We start from the raw sequence: 17,057 nt of genomic DNA, 5'->3' as shown, positions 1-17,057 counted from the left end.
TTTTTACGACCTGCCTTCTCAAAAAATGGAATATCATATACAATGATATATATGCTAAGAAGTGGGCCAAGCATGACAAGATCAGAAATTTTTCATACTCCATAAGGAGGGGTCAGTTTTGGAAATGGTACAAACCGTGTCCGAGTGGAAAGGAATGGTTATGCCTGTGTTGAAAAGTAAGGCGGAAGAATTTCATTTCATGGGATATAAAGAAGCAACTACAGAAGATGTTTGGAAATGCCTGATGGAAAAGGTATGGAAAGGTGATCCAGAAAAGCGAATTTATGAGGTAGTGGGGGATATATTTCAATTAAATACGGCTACCTATATAAGTTATTTAACCATGGATGCATATAAAAATGATGATTTACTAGCGTCCATTCAAGCTGTAACGAATATGAATAACGACTAAGCGTATCTATTTACATAAAAGTTTTACCCTAAATAAACAAGGGAGGCCATAATGGAATGAAAAGTAGAGGCAGAATTGTTGCCTTTTTTCTAATCGTACTAATTTTTGCTGGTACAATTGGAACAACGGTTACAGGAATAACGAAAGATATTAACTTAGGTCTTGATCTCCAAGGCGGATTTGAAGTTTTATACGAAGTAAGTCCAGTAGATGAAGGACAAAAAATCAGTCGAACGTCACTGGAATCCACAGTAGAAATATTGAATGACCGAGTAAATCGTCTTGGTATTAGTGAAGCTAGCATCGATATTGAAGGAGAAGACCGTATAAGAGTACAGCTAGCTGGAGTGGAAGATCAAACAGAAGCAAGGGAATTATTGTCCACTACTGCACAATTGTCTTTCCGTGATGTAAATGATCATGAACTATTAAACGGAAATGACGTAAAGGAAAATAGTGCAAAACAGGACTTTGATCCAAACAGTAATCAACCAATTGTTACATTGAAATTGAAGGATGCTGACAAATTTGGTGAGGTTACGAGTAAAATAAAAGATATGAATGACCCTGAAACACCGTATGAAGACAATTTATTAGTGATCTGGATGGATTATAAAAAAGGTGATTCATTTAGAGAGGAATATACAAAAGAAGATCCGAAATATGTTTCTGCACCACGTGTTACAGAAACATTAAATACAAAAGATGTAATGATTAGTGGTAATTTCACTGTAGAATCTGCACAACAGCTGGCAAATGTTATTAATTCCGGTTCTTTACCAGTGCATATGGAAGAAAAGTATTCTACTTCGGTAGGAGCGCAGTTTGGTGAGCAAGCCTTAAATAAAACGATTTTTTCTGGCTTTATCGGCGTAGGTCTGATCTTCTTGTTTATGATTTTCGTTTATCGGTTCCCGGGATTAATTGCTTCTATTAATTTAACGATTTATATTTATTTAATTCTACTTGTATTCGAATTAATGAATGGTGTCCTGACCTTGCCAGGTATTGCTGCACTGATTCTTGGAGTTGGGATGGCAGTAGATGCCAACGTCATTACCTTTGAACGAATTAAGGAAGAGCTTCGATCCGGTAAATCACTTATTGCTTCCTTTAAAGCAGGTACCAAAAACTCCTTATCAACGATTTTAGATGCAAATATTACGACGTTAATAGCGGCTTCTGTGTTGTTTATTTTTGGTACAAGTTCGGTTAAGGGATTTGCGACAATGTTAATTGTTAGTATCCTAGTGAGCTTTTTAACAGCAGTATTTGGAACACGCCTATTGCTAAGCCTTTGGATTAAAACCAAATTCTTAAAAAAACGTCCAGGTTGGTTTGGTGTTAAAAAAGCAGAGATACAAGATATAAAAGATAAAAGTGAAGTAGAACCAACTGTGTTTAACCGAACTCCTAACATAGTAGGTCATCGAAAGAAATTTTTCTGGATTTCTGCCATCATGGTTATAATTGGATCAGCTTCTTTAGTCATGTTTAAGTTAAATCCGGGTGTTGATTTTACAAGTGGTTCCAGGATTGAAATTTTAGCTGAAAACAGTATTTCTATGGAAGAAATTGAGCAAGATTTTAGTAAACTGGGTATTGAAGCAAAATCGATTGTATCTTCAGGTGAAAATGGGGAAATGGCTGTTGCTCGATTTGACAAAGTGCTTGAAAAAGATAAGATTGCTGAAGTAAAAGCTTATTTCGTTGATAAATATGATCATGAGCCAAGTGTAAGTGTTGTTTCACCTATTGTTGGTGAAGAACTTGTTAAAAATGCCGCTTTTGCCGTTGCTGTTGCTTCTGTCTTTATGATCATTTATGTGACGATTCGCTTTGAATTTTTCTTCGCCATTACGGCAATTATTGCTTTATTGCATGATGCTTTCTTTATGGTTGCTATTTTTAGTATTACACAAATTGAATTTGATATCACAATCGTTGCAGCAATTCTTACCATTGTCGGTTATTCGATTAATGACACTATCGTTACATTTGATCGGATTCGAGAAAATATACGCAAACGGAAAAAAATCAAAACCTTTAAGGAACTTGCTGAAGTCGTTAATCGGAGTCTGGTACAGACATTTACTCGAAGTATCAATACAACCCTTACGACACTAATTGCTGTGTTGGCATTTTTGTTCCTTGGTGCTGAATCCATTAGTGGGTTTGCTGTTGCCCTTACGTTTGGACTTATTGCCGGTACCTATTCATCACTCTTCTTAGCTTCACAACTATGGTTGATTTGGCGAGGAAAAATGCTGAAGAAAAAACCAGTTGATTTTAGGAAGAAAAAAAGAGTACAAGGACCACAAGTATAATAGTGACCTCTGTTCCAATGGGGACAGAGGTTTTTTATTACTATAGGAAAGTATAAAACTTTAGGCTTTATCCCGCATGTAAGGTGCCGTAAGTTTCCCACTTCAAGATCTGAATTGATACAAAAGAGTCAAAGTGGGAGAGAACGGCACCTAAATGCCCGATTGGTTCAAGGACCTTTAGGTCATACCCTTGTGGTACTAACCTTCAGTAGGAGAGGGAAGAAAACTCCTACTGAATAAAGTTTCACTTTATCGTATAAGAAAAACGATAGCTTTTGCCATAAAGACTTGGCGACAAGCCAAGTTTTTCTAAGAATCAAAAATCTGTTTTCATGAGATTAGAAGCGCATATAACTTGGCTAATTTGTGCGCTTTGTTTTTGTCTAGGAAATTATATCTGTTTCTGCATTGCGGATAGCTTTTTTGGAAAGTAGCTTTGTCTAGTTTAAGAGCCCAAGCTGTAGCGGTTTTAGCGCCCCCCAAGTTTATTCATCCTCTTTTTTGGCGAGAACGTTAGGAAAAATTGAAATAAGTTAATCTCTAGTTGCTACCTCTGATAATATTTATGTATAATAGATTGGTCAGGGGTGAAATTATGCTACAAAGTAAAGCAAAATGGAATTTTGTAGGAATAGAAGAAACAGAGGTAAACTTGGTGGCTGATTCACTTCAACTATCACCAGTTATACAAAAACTTTTACTTCAAAGAGGAATTACAACGGAGCAAGCGGCAGCAAAATTTCTTCAACCTGATTTTGCTGATTTACACAATCCCCATCATCTCCAATCCATTGATAAAGCGACAAAGCGTGTTCATCAAGCAATTAAACAAGATGAAAAGATTCTCGTCTTTGGTGATTATGATGCAGATGGAGTAACTGCCACAGCAGTGCTGGTAAAAGCTTTACTGGAGTTAGGAGCATATTGTGATTACTATATTCCGAATCGATTTACGGAAGGGTACGGTCCGAATGAAGCAGCATTTCGTCATGCTTATGAACAAGGATATCAATTAATTATTACAGTAGATAATGGAATAGCAGCAATTGAAGAGGCTGAAATAGCAAAAGAATTAGGAATGGATTTGATTATTACGGATCATCATGAAATCCAAGACCAATTACCGGATTGTTATGCTATCATTCACCCAAAATGCTCACCCAATTATCCGTTTCATGAACTGGCTGGAGTAGGCGTCGCTTTTAAGTTTGCTCAATCCTTGTTGGGTTATTTTCCGCATCAATTCCTAGATTATGTTGCTATTGGTACAATTGCTGATCTTGTTCCTCTTATTGATGAAAATAGAATCTTAGCATATCATGGTTTACGTGCTTTGACGCATACAAAGCATATAGGGTTAAAAGCGTTAAAACAAGTTTCTAAAGTGGAAGGAACAGTGACGGAAGAAGATGTCGGATTTCTTATTGGTCCAAGACTGAATGCGGTAGGGAGACTGCAGTCTGCTGATATGGCTGTTGACTTATTGCTTACAGAAGATCCTGATGATGCAAGGGAGATCGCCCATGCAATCGAAGCATTGAATGAAGAGAGACAATTGCTTGTTCAACAGATCGTAACAGAGGCTGAACAAATGCTTGCAGGACAAGAAGACCAAGATGTTATTATTGTTGCAAAAGAGGGCTGGAATGAGGGAGTACTTGGAATTGTCGCTTCCAAATTGGTTCGTAAAATGGATAGGCCTGCTATTGTACTTACGTTGAAAATGAAAGAAGGAATTGCTAAAGGATCTGCAAGAAGTATTTCAGCTTTCGATTTATTTGAAAATTGTATGCAGGTTCGTCATTTATTTAATACTTTTGGAGGTCATTCACAAGCAGCAGGGATGACACTTCCGATCGAGCAAATAGGGTCACTGCAGCAAGCATTAAATAAACAAATTTCTGAAGAACTTCAACCTGATGATTTTAAACAGGAGATTCAAATCAGTCAGACATTATCACTTTCAGAAATAACAATAGAGCTAATCGAGGATATTCAACGGTTGGCGCCTTTTGGTATGCACAATCCAAAGCCTTTATTTCATATCCGGGAAACTCCTAGACAGCCAAAGCAAATTGGTAGCATGAAAAATCATTTAAAGCTTCAATTTAAAAATGAAAAGACAATGTTAGATGGGATTGGTTTTGGTATAGGTGAACTTTTCCATTACTTAACTCCTCAAACAATCGTCCATGTAGTCGGAGAGTTATCAATTAATGAATGGAACGGACACCGCAAGCCTCAAATAATGATTGAAGACATCTGTATAGCAGATTGGCAGTTGTTTGATCATCGTGGTAAAAAAGCTGTTGATTTAGCAATATTTGTTCATACCAATTCAACCTGTGCTGCAGTGGGAGATAAATTACAAGCACAATCGTTAGGTATTCCACACCGAACGTATGAGGACGATTGGTCAAATTTAAAGCAGATCGATACCTTATTTATATTTTCAATGCCGGAAAAATGGAGTGACTTAGAGGAAATCCTTATTGCGACCAAGCCTAAGAATATTCATTTATGTTATTATATAGAGGATAGTACATATTTACGTGCTTTTCCTTCAAGAGATGATTTCAAATGGATGTATCATAAGTTACTTATTTATAAATCAATTCATATCGACAGGAAATTACCCAGATTAGCCCAATCACGAGGATGGAATAAAGATAAATTGCTGTTTATTATTCACGTATTTTATGAACTACAATTTATACACATAGAGGATAGAATTATTAAACTGAATCCGCATCCAGCAAAGCGAAATTTACAGGACTCTGAAACATATCAAAAGCGGTTGCAACAAGCTGAGATCGAAAGGATACTGTATTATTCTACCTACGAAGAACTAAAAAACTATTTTGCAAAATATATGGATCATTTGGGAAGTCCCAAGGAGGAACCTAGTTATGGATTATAAAAGTTACATTAAAATTGTTGAAGACTGGCCAAAGAAAGGAATACAATTTAAGGACATTACACCATTGATGGCTAATGGTGATGCCTTTCGCTCAGTTGTAGATGAAATTGTAACATATGCAAAGGAAAAAGAAATTGATGTGATTGTTGGCCCTGAAGCAAGAGGGTTTATTATTGGTTGCCCAGTTTCTTATGCTCTGGGAGTAGGTTTTGTTCCGGTGAGAAAGGAAGGTAAGCTTCCACGAGAAGTAGTAAAGATTGATTATGGCTTAGAATATGGCAAAAACATATTAACGATTCATAAAGATGCGATTCAACCTGGGCAACGCGTCTTAATTACAGATGACTTATTAGCGACAGGTGGTACTATTCAAGCAACTATTAAGCTGGTGGAAGAGCTTGGTGGAATTGTTGCTGGTTGTGCATTTATTATCGAATTGAGCTATCTGGGCGGTATGGAAAAGTTACAAGGGTATGATGTATTATCCTTAATGAGCTATTGACGGTAAGATAGGTCTGGCGATATGAAATCGTTAGGCCTATTATTGTAATATAATTACATAGTAATAAGTTTGAAAAAATATGGAAAATAATGGGATCGGTGGATGGGAATGTCTACTGTTAAACAACCTAATAACGTAAATTTTTATAAAGTCATCCTATTTTTGACTGATTCTTATAATGGACACATACAAGAGAAAAGCATATAATTAAACTATTTAAGAAATTAGACTTGATATAGCGAATAAAGGTGATTTTTAATGGCGAAAAGCGATATTATGACAATAGATAACATTTTGAATAAGGCTAGTCAGTATCTGACCGAAGAAGATACTGCTTTTATTCGCAAAGCATATGAATTTGCTGAAAAAGCGCATGCGGATCAATTTAGAAAATCTGGAGAGCCATATATTATTCATCCTGTTCAAGTGGCCGGTATTTTAACGGAGCTGGGAATGGATGCAGAAACCATTGCAGGCGGCTTTCTTCATGATGTAGTAGAAGATACTGATGTCACGTTAGAGGCGATTGAAGAAGCATTTAATCATGAAGTTGCCATGCTTGTAGATGGTGTTACTAAACTAGGTAAGATTAAGTATAAATCAAAAGAAGCCCAACAGGCAGAAAATCATCGAAAAATGTTCGTTGCAATGGCGAAAGATATTCGTGTAATCTTAATTAAATTGGCAGACAGGCTCCATAATATGCGCACCTTAAAGCATTTGCCGCCTAATAAGCAGCGTAGAATTGCTAATGAAACATTAGAAATATTTGCTCCATTAGCTCATCGGTTAGGGATTTCGACAATTAAATGGGAACTGGAGGATATAGCACTACGGTATTTAAATCCGCAACAATATTATCGAATTGTGCAATTAATGAAGCAGAAAAGGGAGGAACGAGAATCTTATATAAAAGAAGTTATCGAGGAAGTTTCCAGACAATTGAAAGAAATGAATATTGAGGCAGAACTTTCTGGAAGACCAAAACATTTGTACAGTATTTACCGAAAAATGGTAAAACAACATAAACAATTCAATGAAATATATGATCTGCTTGCTGTTCGAATTATTGTTAATAGTATTAAAGATTGTTATGCCGTATTAGGAATTATTCACACTTGCTGGAAACCAATGCCTGGCAGATTTAAGGACTATATTGCGATGCCAAAGCCTAACTTGTATCAGTCATTGCATACTACTGTAATCGGCCCAAAAGGTGATCCGTTGGAAGTACAAATCCGCACAAAGGAAATGCATGAAATCGCAGAATATGGCATTGCTGCACATTGGGCTTACAAAGAAGGAAAGCGGGTTAATCTGGATAAGCAATCGTTTGAAGAAAAGTTAACTTGGTTCCGTGAAATCTTGGAATGGCAAAATGATACGCATGATGCAGAAGAATTTATGGAATCTTTAAAAGTAGATTTATTTTCTGATATGGTGTATGTATTTACTCCTAAGGGAGATGTTATTGAGCTTCCATCTGGTTCCGTACCTTTGGATTTTGCTTATAAAATTCATACCGAAATCGGTAATAAGACAATTGGTGCAAAAGTAAATGGAAAAATGGAGCCACTCGATTATAAGCTGAAAAACGGAGACATTGTTGAAGTAATGACTTCTAAGCATTCCTATGGACCATCACAGGATTGGTTAAAAATAACACAAACATCCCAAGCAAAGAACAAGATTAAACAGTTTTTTAAAAAGCAGCGGCGTGAAGAAAACATCCTTAAAGGAAAAGAAGCTGTGGATAAAGAAATTAGAAACTTAAATATTGAACCGAAGGAAGTTCTAACGCAGGAAAACTTACAACGTGTATACGAAAAGTATAACTTCTCCAATTCGGATGATATGTATGCGGCTGTTGGCTATCAAGGAATTACTGCAGCTTCTATTGCCACACGATTAACTGAAAAAATAAGACAAACGAAGGAAAAACAACAAGAACTTGAACAAACGATAGAAGAAGTAAAAACGGATGTCAAAGATAAAAAGGATAAAAAAATAAATAAGCGCGATATCGGTGTGAAAGTAGAAGGTGTTGACAATCTGCTTGTTCGTCTATCGAAATGTTGTAACCCTGTTCCTGGTGATGACATAGTAGGATATATTACAAAAGGAAGAGGTATTTCTGTCCATAGAAAGGATTGTCCTAATGTGCAGACAGAAGAAGCGAGGGAACGCTTTCTCCATGTGGAATGGGAAAATAATCGAACGGAACAAAAGCAATACCATGTCGATCTGGAAATTTCAGGCTATGACCGACGTGGGTTAGTAAATGAAGTCTTGCAAGCAATTAATGAGACAAAGACGAATATCACCTATGTGAACGGCCGTTCTGACCGTAACAAAATGGCGTTCATTCAAATTACGATTTTAATCCATAATACAAGACATTTACGAAAAATTGTAGAAAGAATTAAGCAAATTACAGATGTGTATACGGTGAAGCGAACCATCCAGTAACGAATAAGGGTGCTTTATATTCCAAACAAGAGGATTAGAAAAAAGGAGCATAATAATGAAAGTAGTAGTCCAACGAGCGAAAGAAGCCAGTGTTTCTGTAAACGGTAAGGTAATTGGAGAAATCACACAAGGCTTTGTTGTTTTAGTAGGGATCACGCATGACGATACAGAAGAAGATGCAGCCTATTTAGCCAATAAAATTGTCCATTTACGGGTATTTGAAGATGAACAGAACAAACTTAATTTATCTTTAAAAGATGTTGATGGCAGTATTCTTTCTATTTCTCAATTTACATTGTATGGAGATACGAGAAAAGGAAGAAGGCCTAATTTTATGAAGGCTGCTCGTCCAGACTATGCAAATGATTTGTATGTTAAATTTAATCAATTATTAGAAAAAGAAGGTATTTTTGTGGAGAAGGGTGCATTTGGTGAAATGATGGAAGTACAACTAACTAATGAAGGACCGGTTACATTGATCATTGACAGTAAGGAAAAGTAATAAGAACAATCCCCATCAGGTTTGTTCTTATTACTCATTTGCGAAATATTTACCCAAACCGTTAATGATACCAGAAACCAATTGTTGCTGATACATTGTTGTCTGCAATAAAGAAGCTTTGTTTTTATTCGATATAAAACCGAGTTCAACTAGAATAGCAGGCTTATAATTTTGTCTAAGTACGAGAAAATCACCAAAGCTTGTTCCGCGATTACCCGCATCAGTTGATTTTATCAATTCAGCTTGTACATAGGTTGCTAATGAACGATTACGGTCTTGATAATAATAAGCTTCGATTCCGGTAACGTTTGGCAGTTGGGGAACACTATTATAATGTAGGCTAATAAATACGTCTGTGTTTAATGTATTACTAAAGCTGATTCTGCTGTTTAGTGGAACAAAGTCGTCTCTTAACCTAGTCATTTTAACGTTAGCCCCTAACATTTCCAATTCTTTTTTTAATTCCTGTGCAGTTAAATACGCAACATCTTTTTCAAATACTTCCGTTGCTCCAATCGCCCCAACATCTCTTCCGCCATGTCCAGCATCTATCACAATCGTTTTATTTGCAAAACTACTCTTAGAAGGTGTGCTTACTGGCTTGGTAAGTTGTTTATATATATAGCCTCGTCCATGTTTGTTTTCGATTTCATACCAATCACCAGTAGCGCTTCGAACATTGTATATGCTGCCTTTATCAGCAAAGTGATTAATCGAATAATCGGTTGATGGTCCATTGCGTATATGTGTCTTCTTATTTGAAATGGTAATCGTTTCTGGATGTCGTTCCGAATGAATTTGTATATAATCTGCCGCAATCCAACCTTCCCTATGATTTAATTTAACTTTAATCCAATCATCCGCTTGATGCAAAACGTTGTATTTATCTCCTTTATTAGCCTGTTCCATGTTGGAAAATTGCGTTCCTGGACCGCTGCGAATATTTACTCTGTTTTCGGTAACAGTTCCTACCAATGCATGGGAAATGGGCGTAATTAATAACATAAATACAATTATAATTGGTAAGACGATGATTAATTTTGTCCTTTTCATTTATTGCCTCCTTGTTATGAGCTAAGAAATTTTATCCTGCATTGAAGGGTGTCATAAGCCCCCTTAGCACGCAGAAAAAACGTTCTTCTTTTTCAAAGGAAGGAAACAGTAATACATTGCAATTTTCTATAGTGTTGTGATCTTAGCCTTTGATCTATTCTTTTGAGATAAAAACCGCTCCTTGAAAGAAGTTTCATTTTGAGTGCTAATTGTATAAAATGTTATAAAAATTCGGAAACACTATGCATCCATAGAAGCAGTTAGGCAGCTTTTGACTGAGGTCCACCATTAGCAATGCGTTAAAAAATTACATTTTAACGCAGTAGTTGGTTTGACGTAATAAAAAGCTAAGTCTTAAGTTAAGTGCAGTTAGGCGATCGTCATCACTCTCTTGCCGCTCGCTAAGTTTTCTTTATCAGTTATTTCCATTTAAGTTCATGTTATACCTTTGAGAATCGCTTATATAGTCAAATGAGATATAGCAAAATGATGAAGGGTGAATTGGAAAAGAGGAGGCGTTTTGTTTATGGAGTCATATTAATTAGAAACAAAGATCAGATATGCAGTCCGGTTCAATTATGTTAATCCGGTATTTATCAAGTTATGTATAAATACAAACGGGAGTCGCCGTTTAAAATTTTGTCTCTTGCCTCTTTTTTTCTTTTAGCATAATAAAAAATCAAATGCTAGGCAAACTAGTCCTATAAAGTGAAACTTCATTCAGTAGGAGCCATCTCCTACTGAATGTTAGTACCTTAATGGTATGACCTAAAGGCCCTTAAACGAATCGGGCATTTAGGTGCCGTTTTCTCCCACTTAGACACTTTTGTATCCACTCAAGATCTTGAAGTGGGAGTCTTACGGCACCTTACATGCGGGATAAAAGGAGGTAGTTTTCCGTGCAATCATCCGAAAAACAGTCGCATGTTTATCAAGAAAGCCAATTGTTTGGTGTTAATTTACATCGCTTTCTGGAATTAGCTGAAGGAGAAGTTAGTCATATGGAGATAGCAGAAGAGTTAGGGATTTCATTAGGAGAAGTTAAGATGTTAAAGAAAAAATTAGATCGCGCTTGACATTACTATGTAGAACGATTAATATAATATACATTCATGGTTATGAAAATCAGTAGTTGCCGCGGAGGAATTGTATTCTACTCGGAAAAAATTTTTATTTTACTATAAGAAAATATAAAATTTTAGGGGTTTATAGTAAAACTATAGCTTTCGCCATAAAGACTTGGCGATAAGCTAAGTTTTTCTAATAATATCCTACATGCAAGTGCGATGTGGCAACAAATTGTATATATAGTTAGATTACCAATGAAGGAAAAAGTAATTGGCAACCAAATGCCCAGAGAAGAAATGCCATAGGCTGGAAGCATTTCACATGATGGTCCAATGAAAGACATTCCAGAGGCTTTATATCGAAAGGGATAGTAGGTATAAACGTATTACAGGCGTTAACTGTATAAAGTCGGATGTATACATAACATCAATTAGGGTGGCAACGCGGGCTAAACTCCCGTCCCTTATTATTCATAATAAGGGACGGGAGTTTTTTAATATCTAATTTAGTGTAGAAATTAAATCCGATATCGTAAAAATTCTTCCACTTAGAAGTATATGAACAATGTAAAGAACTTGTCAGAGGTTAGATGGACGATGCCTTTCTTTATGGTAATCAGTCGTCCATGGGGAGACGATTTAATCTATCGTAGGAAAACAATCGAAAGTTTACTACAGCTTGAGCAAAAGCTAGACGAAATGTAAAAATAGATATCGTTTTCTAGACGATAAATAACATTCACTACGATTGCACTTACTACAAGAATAACATACACATTATCAATATTAGGAGGTTTTTCGGATGAATTATAAGGCGCCGAGAGGTACTGCAGATGTCTTACCAGAAGATGCCAATAAATGGCAATTTATTGAAAAAACAATAAAACAGATTTGCCACCGATTCCATTATGAAGAGATACGGACACCTTTATTCGAGCATACCGAAGTATTTCAACGAGGAGTAGGAGATTCTACAGATATCGTACAAAAGGAAATGTATACATTTCAAGATCGCGGTGGGCGAAGCATTACTTTACGTCCTGAAGGAACGGCTCCCGTCGTCCGAGCATTTGTGGAAAATAAATTATATGGATTAGCCAACCAGCCTACGAAATTATATTATTTTGCTGAAATGTTCAGATATGAACGTCCACAAAAAGGGCGGATGCGACAATTAAATCAATTCGGTGTAGAAGTATTAGGGAGTGCAGACCCAGCCGTTGATGCAGAGGTTATTGATTTAGCGATGAGCTGTTACCAAGCTTTAGGACTAAAATCGATTAAGTTAGTGATCAATTCCCTTGGGGACAAAGAAAGCAGAGATACACACAGAAAGGCTTTAATTGAACATTTTACTCCATATAAGGGTCAGCTTTGCTCTGATTGTCAACAACGTTTGGAAACTAATCCATTACGTGTGCTTGACTGTAAAAAGGATCGTGAGCATCCAGCCATGCAGTCTGCTCCATCGATACTGGATTATTTAAATAATGCTTCGCAAAATTATTTTGAACAAGTTAAAGCATATTTAACCTTGATGGGAATTGAATATGAAGTAGATAAAAATCTTGTTCGCGGTCTTGATTATTATAATCATACGGCTTTTGAAATTATGAGTGAGGCAGAGGGATTTGGTGCGATTACTACCCTTGCCGGTGGCGGAAGATATAATGGGCTTGTTGAAGAACTTGGAGGGCCGAGTACGCCGGGAATTGGTTTTGGTATGGGATTGGAAAGATTGCTAATGGCGCTTAAAGCAGAAAACCAAGACATACCAATAGATCGTTCGCTGGATACGTATGTGGTTGCTGTTGGGAATGAAGCGGAAAAAGAAGCAGTTTGTTTAGTACATCAATTAAGAAAGCAAGGAATTCAAGCTGACAAGGACTATCAAAACAGAAAAATGAAGGGACAATTAAAAGCTGCTGATCGGTATCAAGCAAAATACGTATTGATTCTAGGAGAAAATGAATTAAAAGATAGAACAATAGTTATAAAAGAAATGGCAACAGGTAATCAGGAAACCATTGCATTAAATAGTGTAATAGCTGTGTTAAAGGAAAAGCTTTTAGGAGGAAAGGATCATGAGTGAGAATGTGCGTACAATGGCGGGATCGTTAACAGAGACGGATGTTGAAAAATCAGTGCTATTAAAGGGGTGGGTACAAAAGCGCAGAGATTTAGGAGGCTTAATTTTCATTGATCTTCGTGATGTATCTGGCGTGATACAAGTTGTGTTTAATCCAGATCGCTCACTTTCTGCTTTGGAAATCGCTGAGACAATTCGAAGTGAGTATGTGGTGGAGGTTGAAGGGAAAGTCGTGAAGCGAGATGCTGGAACTGTTAATCCGAATATGCAAACAGGTACCATTGAAGTGGTAGCACAATCGCTAACCGTTTTAAATAAAGCTAAAACACCGCCATTTTCGATTCAAGATGAAACAGACGTGTCCGAAGATCTAAGATTAACGTATCGATATCTAGATCTGCGTCGCAAGCCATTACAAGAAACATTTAAATTACGTCACCAGATTACACAAGCTGTACGTCAATACTTGAATGATGGTGGATTTTTAGAATTGGAAACACCAATCTTAACGAAAAGCACGCCAGAGGGAGCAAGAGATTATCTTGTACCAAGCCGTGTGCATCGTGGAGAATTTTATGCTTTACCACAGTCACCGCAACTGTTTAAGCAACTAATTATGATGGGCGGCTTTGAAAAATACTATCAAATTGCTCGTTGTTTCCGTGATGAAGATTTACGAGCAGATCGTCAACCTGAATTCACACAAATTGATATTGAAACATCGTTTTTAACTAGTGATGATATTATGAAATTCACTGAAGAAATGATGCAATATGTGATGAAACAAGTAAAAGGAATTGATATTCCACTGCCTCTAAAGAGAATGCCTTATGAGGAAGCAATGGCACGTTTTGGCTCAGACAAGCCGGATACACGCTTTGGCATGGAACTTATCCATGTATCGGAAGTAGTCAAGCAGTCTAATTTCAAAGTATTTCAAGGCGCAATTGAGGCTGGTGGCCTAGTTGCTTTATTAAATGTCAAACAGCAGGCGAATCATTACTCTCGCAAGGATATTGATAAGCTGACGGACTTTGTGAAAGTATATGGTGCCAAAGGTTTAGCCTGGTTGAAAGTAGAAGGTGCTGAGTTGAAAGGGCCAATTGTTAAATTTCTTTCCGAAGAAGAAAAGTCAGGTTTAATGACTGCCGCTCAAGCAGAGGATGGAGATTTACTGTTGTTTGTCGCTGACAAGACAAATGTTGTGTATGATAGTCTTGGTGCACTTCGTTTGAAGCTAGGAAAAGAATTAAAATTAATGGATGAGTCTGCTTATAACTTCTTATGGGTGACCGATTGGCCGCTGTTAGAGTATGACGAAGAAGAGGGTAGGTATTCTGCTGCCCACCACCCGTTTACTTCACCTGTTGAAGCAGATATTGATAAATTAGATACAGATCCGGAAAAAGTGAAAGCTAATGCCTATGATTTGGTGTTAAATGGCTATGAGCTTGGCGGGGGGTCGGTTCGTATTCATAAAACAGAGGTGCAACAGAAAATGTTTCAAGTGTTAGGGTTCTCTAAAGAAGAAGCAGACGAGCAGTTTGGTTTCTTGTTAAAGGCGTTAGAATATGGTGCACCTCCACATGGAGGGGTTGCATTAGGTCTGGATCGCATTGTTATGCTGTTAGCAGGCAGAACGAATTTGCGTGACACGATCCTATTTCCAAAAACAGCTTCTGCTTCCGATTTACTAACAGATGCCCCAAGTGAAGTAGGTTCAACACAGCTGGATGAGTTGGGAATTAAATTTATGGATGATGAGAAGTAAAGATTAGCTGTAGAAAAAAATGTAGGGTAAAGATGACGCAAAATACTCTTACTTAAAGAGATTAAGAAGAAGAAGTTTAAGTGGGAGATACGGCCCTAAATACCGGACTCGTTCTGGATGGCAGGACAAGGAAGGCTACGACAGTGATACATCGCAGTTTTTCGAGGACAAGGAAAGCGACGCCAGTATCATCACTGTTTTTTCAAGGATGTTGGAACCTTAGCCTTCCATCTCATCTTTTTGCAGAAAAAAGACCACTGACTGATTTACTTTATAACACTTTGCATATACGAATCTTAAGGATTGATTTTTTAAGAAATGACATGTTAAAATATATTTACAAATAAGAGCAAAATCCTGATGTGCTCGTCCATGAAAAGTGTTTTGACCGAACAACTTTAAAAATGGGAGCTCGCATGTTTCTATATTGCGTGCACGCCTCTTAACCTGGGGAAACACAATAAGTATAGAACAGAGCACCCACCTGCTGAGAGCGGGATCAAAACTTCTAAGTGGACGGCACGATCGGGAGCCAATAGAAAGCCCTAAATTACGAGATTGGAATCTTCCTTCTAGCAATTTAGGGCTTTTTTCGTTGTCTTGGAAACGATATCCGTTTTTACTTGATGGAGCTTTTATGAATGTAGCTTCGTTTAGCTAAAGCGCTCGTGCTGCTAGTAAACTTCAATCTTCTTTCTGCAATAAGCCCAATATCAGCTCGAAACTAAGGGAAGGCTGACTAAAAAGGAACCCCTTGCTGCAGAGGATGTTTTCTTTAACTACGATGTAAGGAGCCGTATACCTTGCCTTTGAAAAATCTACTTATTTTGCGAACGTTATGAGAGAAACAGTACCTAAATTCCCGATTCGTTGGGGTTGACAGGACAAGGGAAGCTTCTTGAATAGACATCGCACGCAGAAAAAGCGTTCTTCTTTTTCAAGGACAGGGTTGCTACGCAGCAATATACCGCGGTTTTTCAAGGAGATGAGCTTTCCTTGAATGAGGTTTCCCTTTCTCCCGCATGTAAGGTGCCGTATTTTTCTTATTTCAAAAACATGCTAATGATGTTGCGAATATGATGAGAAAAACAGCACCTAAATGCCCAATTGGTTCAGAGGCCTTTAGGTCATACCCTTGCGGTACTAACATTCCGTGTAAAAAGCGTTCCACGGAATGAAGTTTCACTTTATATCGTTCGAAGATTTTTCAGTTTGTAATGTCGCTAATTGAGCACTTTTAGCTTTTTTTGTTCTTTCTTATGCTTTTAGTTTGATCCTTGAGCTAATTGTTGCAGGTTGCCATTTTTGTCCATTCGGAAAGCTGGTGCAGGCATCATCCCCTGGTCTTCTAAAACCGTCATTTTGCGCGCTCTTTCCATGATTTGGATAAATGCTTGGTAATCTTCTTGAATCGTTGTTAATCTTTGTTTCGTTTCCTCTAATTCTTTATTCAATGTATCTACTCGCTTTTGCAGTGCTTCTTTTTCCCGCTCAGCCTGTTCAAGAGAAGCCAGGGACTGATGAGAAGCCATTGTTTGTTTTTTTACATCTTTTAAGAAACTAATAACCATATCCATTGTAAGCTGTGGATCATTATTAGGCATAGAGTGGCTGGAATTGCCCTTTGTTTCTCCTTGAGAGAAGGATAGACCGGATTTATTCGCTTTATTAGCCTTTGCCATCGCACGTTTCTTTTCTTTTCGTTGTCGTTTTGCAAGATCAATAGCGTTTACGTATTTATTACGAATTTCAGCATTCCAACGAAATCCACATGCTGCGGAGGTACGATTCAATTTATCTCCAACCTCTTCAAAAGCGTTCAATTGTGTACTACCTTCGCGAATATGACGTAGTACGGTTTCTGCTAATAATAGGTCATCCTCATGTGACCAAGCATCTTGTCTAACTTTTGCCATTTAGTTCAACTCCTTTTAAAGTAACAATT

11 protein-coding genes, 1 other RNA gene and 1 other annotated feature are annotated in these 17,057 nt (G+C 37.3%); of the genes, 10 read left to right on the top strand and 2 right to left on the bottom strand.

All coding sequences use genetic code 11. The features are described from left to right. The first annotated feature begins 124 nt into the window (after positions 1-124). From JNUCC74_RS10910 to dtd, 6 genes are all read left to right on the top strand, one after another. Positions 125-412, top strand: coding sequence for a post-transcriptional regulator (locus JNUCC74_RS10910; RefSeq protein WP_454067880.1), 288 nt, complete (start codon positions 125-127; stop codon positions 410-412). Between the two features lie 56 nt (positions 413-468). Further along, the gene (gene secDF / locus JNUCC74_RS10905) at positions 469-2,739 is read left to right on the top strand and encodes a protein translocase subunit SecDF (RefSeq protein WP_454065364.1); all 2,271 of its coding nucleotides are present in this window, start codon (positions 469-471) and stop codon (positions 2,737-2,739) included. A 595-nt stretch (positions 2,740-3,334) separates the two neighbouring features. Next, positions 3,335-5,659, top strand: a complete 2,325-nt coding sequence (gene recJ / locus JNUCC74_RS10900; protein WP_454065363.1) for a single-stranded-DNA-specific exonuclease RecJ — start codon at positions 3,335-3,337, stop codon at positions 5,657-5,659. Further along, positions 5,649-6,161, top strand: coding sequence for an adenine phosphoribosyltransferase (locus tag JNUCC74_RS10895; RefSeq protein ID WP_454065362.1), 513 nt, complete (start codon positions 5,649-5,651; stop codon positions 6,159-6,161). The genes recJ and JNUCC74_RS10895 overlap by 11 nt, the downstream gene beginning before the upstream one ends. Before the next feature lie 258 nt (positions 6,162-6,419). After that, positions 6,420-8,630: a RelA/SpoT family protein gene (locus JNUCC74_RS10890; RefSeq protein WP_454065361.1), complete on the top strand. Its 2,211-nt coding sequence runs from the start codon at positions 6,420-6,422 to the stop codon at positions 8,628-8,630. Between the two features lie 55 nt (positions 8,631-8,685). After that, positions 8,686-9,132: a D-aminoacyl-tRNA deacylase gene (dtd, locus tag JNUCC74_RS10885; RefSeq protein ID WP_454065360.1), complete on the top strand. Its 447-nt coding sequence runs from the start codon at positions 8,686-8,688 to the stop codon at positions 9,130-9,132. Positions 9,133-9,162: 30 nt separating this feature from the next. Here dtd and JNUCC74_RS10880 read toward each other — a convergent pair whose 3' ends face one another. Then, positions 9,163-10,185, bottom strand: coding sequence for an N-acetylmuramoyl-L-alanine amidase (locus tag JNUCC74_RS10880; protein WP_454065359.1), 1,023 nt, complete (start codon positions 10,183-10,185; stop codon positions 9,163-9,165). A gap of 899 nt (positions 10,186-11,084) precedes the next feature. On the opposite strand from JNUCC74_RS10880, the gene JNUCC74_RS10875 reads away from it, so the two are divergent. From JNUCC74_RS10875 to ssrS, 4 genes are all read left to right on the top strand, one after another. Then, positions 11,085-11,261, top strand: coding sequence for a hypothetical protein (locus tag JNUCC74_RS10875; protein WP_179104429.1), 177 nt, complete (start codon positions 11,085-11,087; stop codon positions 11,259-11,261). A gap of 237 nt (positions 11,262-11,498) precedes the next feature. After that, positions 11,499-11,720: a binding site (T-box leader), on the top strand. A 334-nt stretch (positions 11,721-12,054) separates the two neighbouring features. Further along, positions 12,055-13,344, top strand: coding sequence for a histidine--tRNA ligase (hisS, locus tag JNUCC74_RS10870; RefSeq protein ID WP_454065358.1), 1,290 nt, complete (start codon positions 12,055-12,057; stop codon positions 13,342-13,344). Next, complete coding sequence (gene aspS, locus JNUCC74_RS10865) at positions 13,337-15,112, top strand: aspartate--tRNA ligase (RefSeq protein WP_454065357.1); 1,776 nt, start codon at positions 13,337-13,339, stop codon at positions 15,110-15,112. Before hisS ends, aspS begins: the two co-directional genes overlap by 8 nt. Before the next feature lie 351 nt (positions 15,113-15,463). Continuing rightward, positions 15,464-15,648, top strand: a non-coding RNA gene (ssrS, locus tag JNUCC74_RS10860) — 6S RNA. 729 nt (positions 15,649-16,377) lie between these two features. On the opposite strand, the gene JNUCC74_RS10855 is transcribed toward ssrS, so the two are convergent. After that, positions 16,378-17,028, bottom strand: a complete 651-nt coding sequence (locus JNUCC74_RS10855; protein ID WP_454065356.1) for an RsfA family transcriptional regulator — start codon at positions 17,026-17,028, stop codon at positions 16,378-16,380. Positions 17,029-17,057: the final 29 nt, after the last annotated feature.

The sequence above is a fragment of the Cerasibacillus sp. JNUCC 74 genome, assembly GCF_053667775.1.
This window is presented reverse-complemented; position numbering and strand designations above follow the sequence as displayed.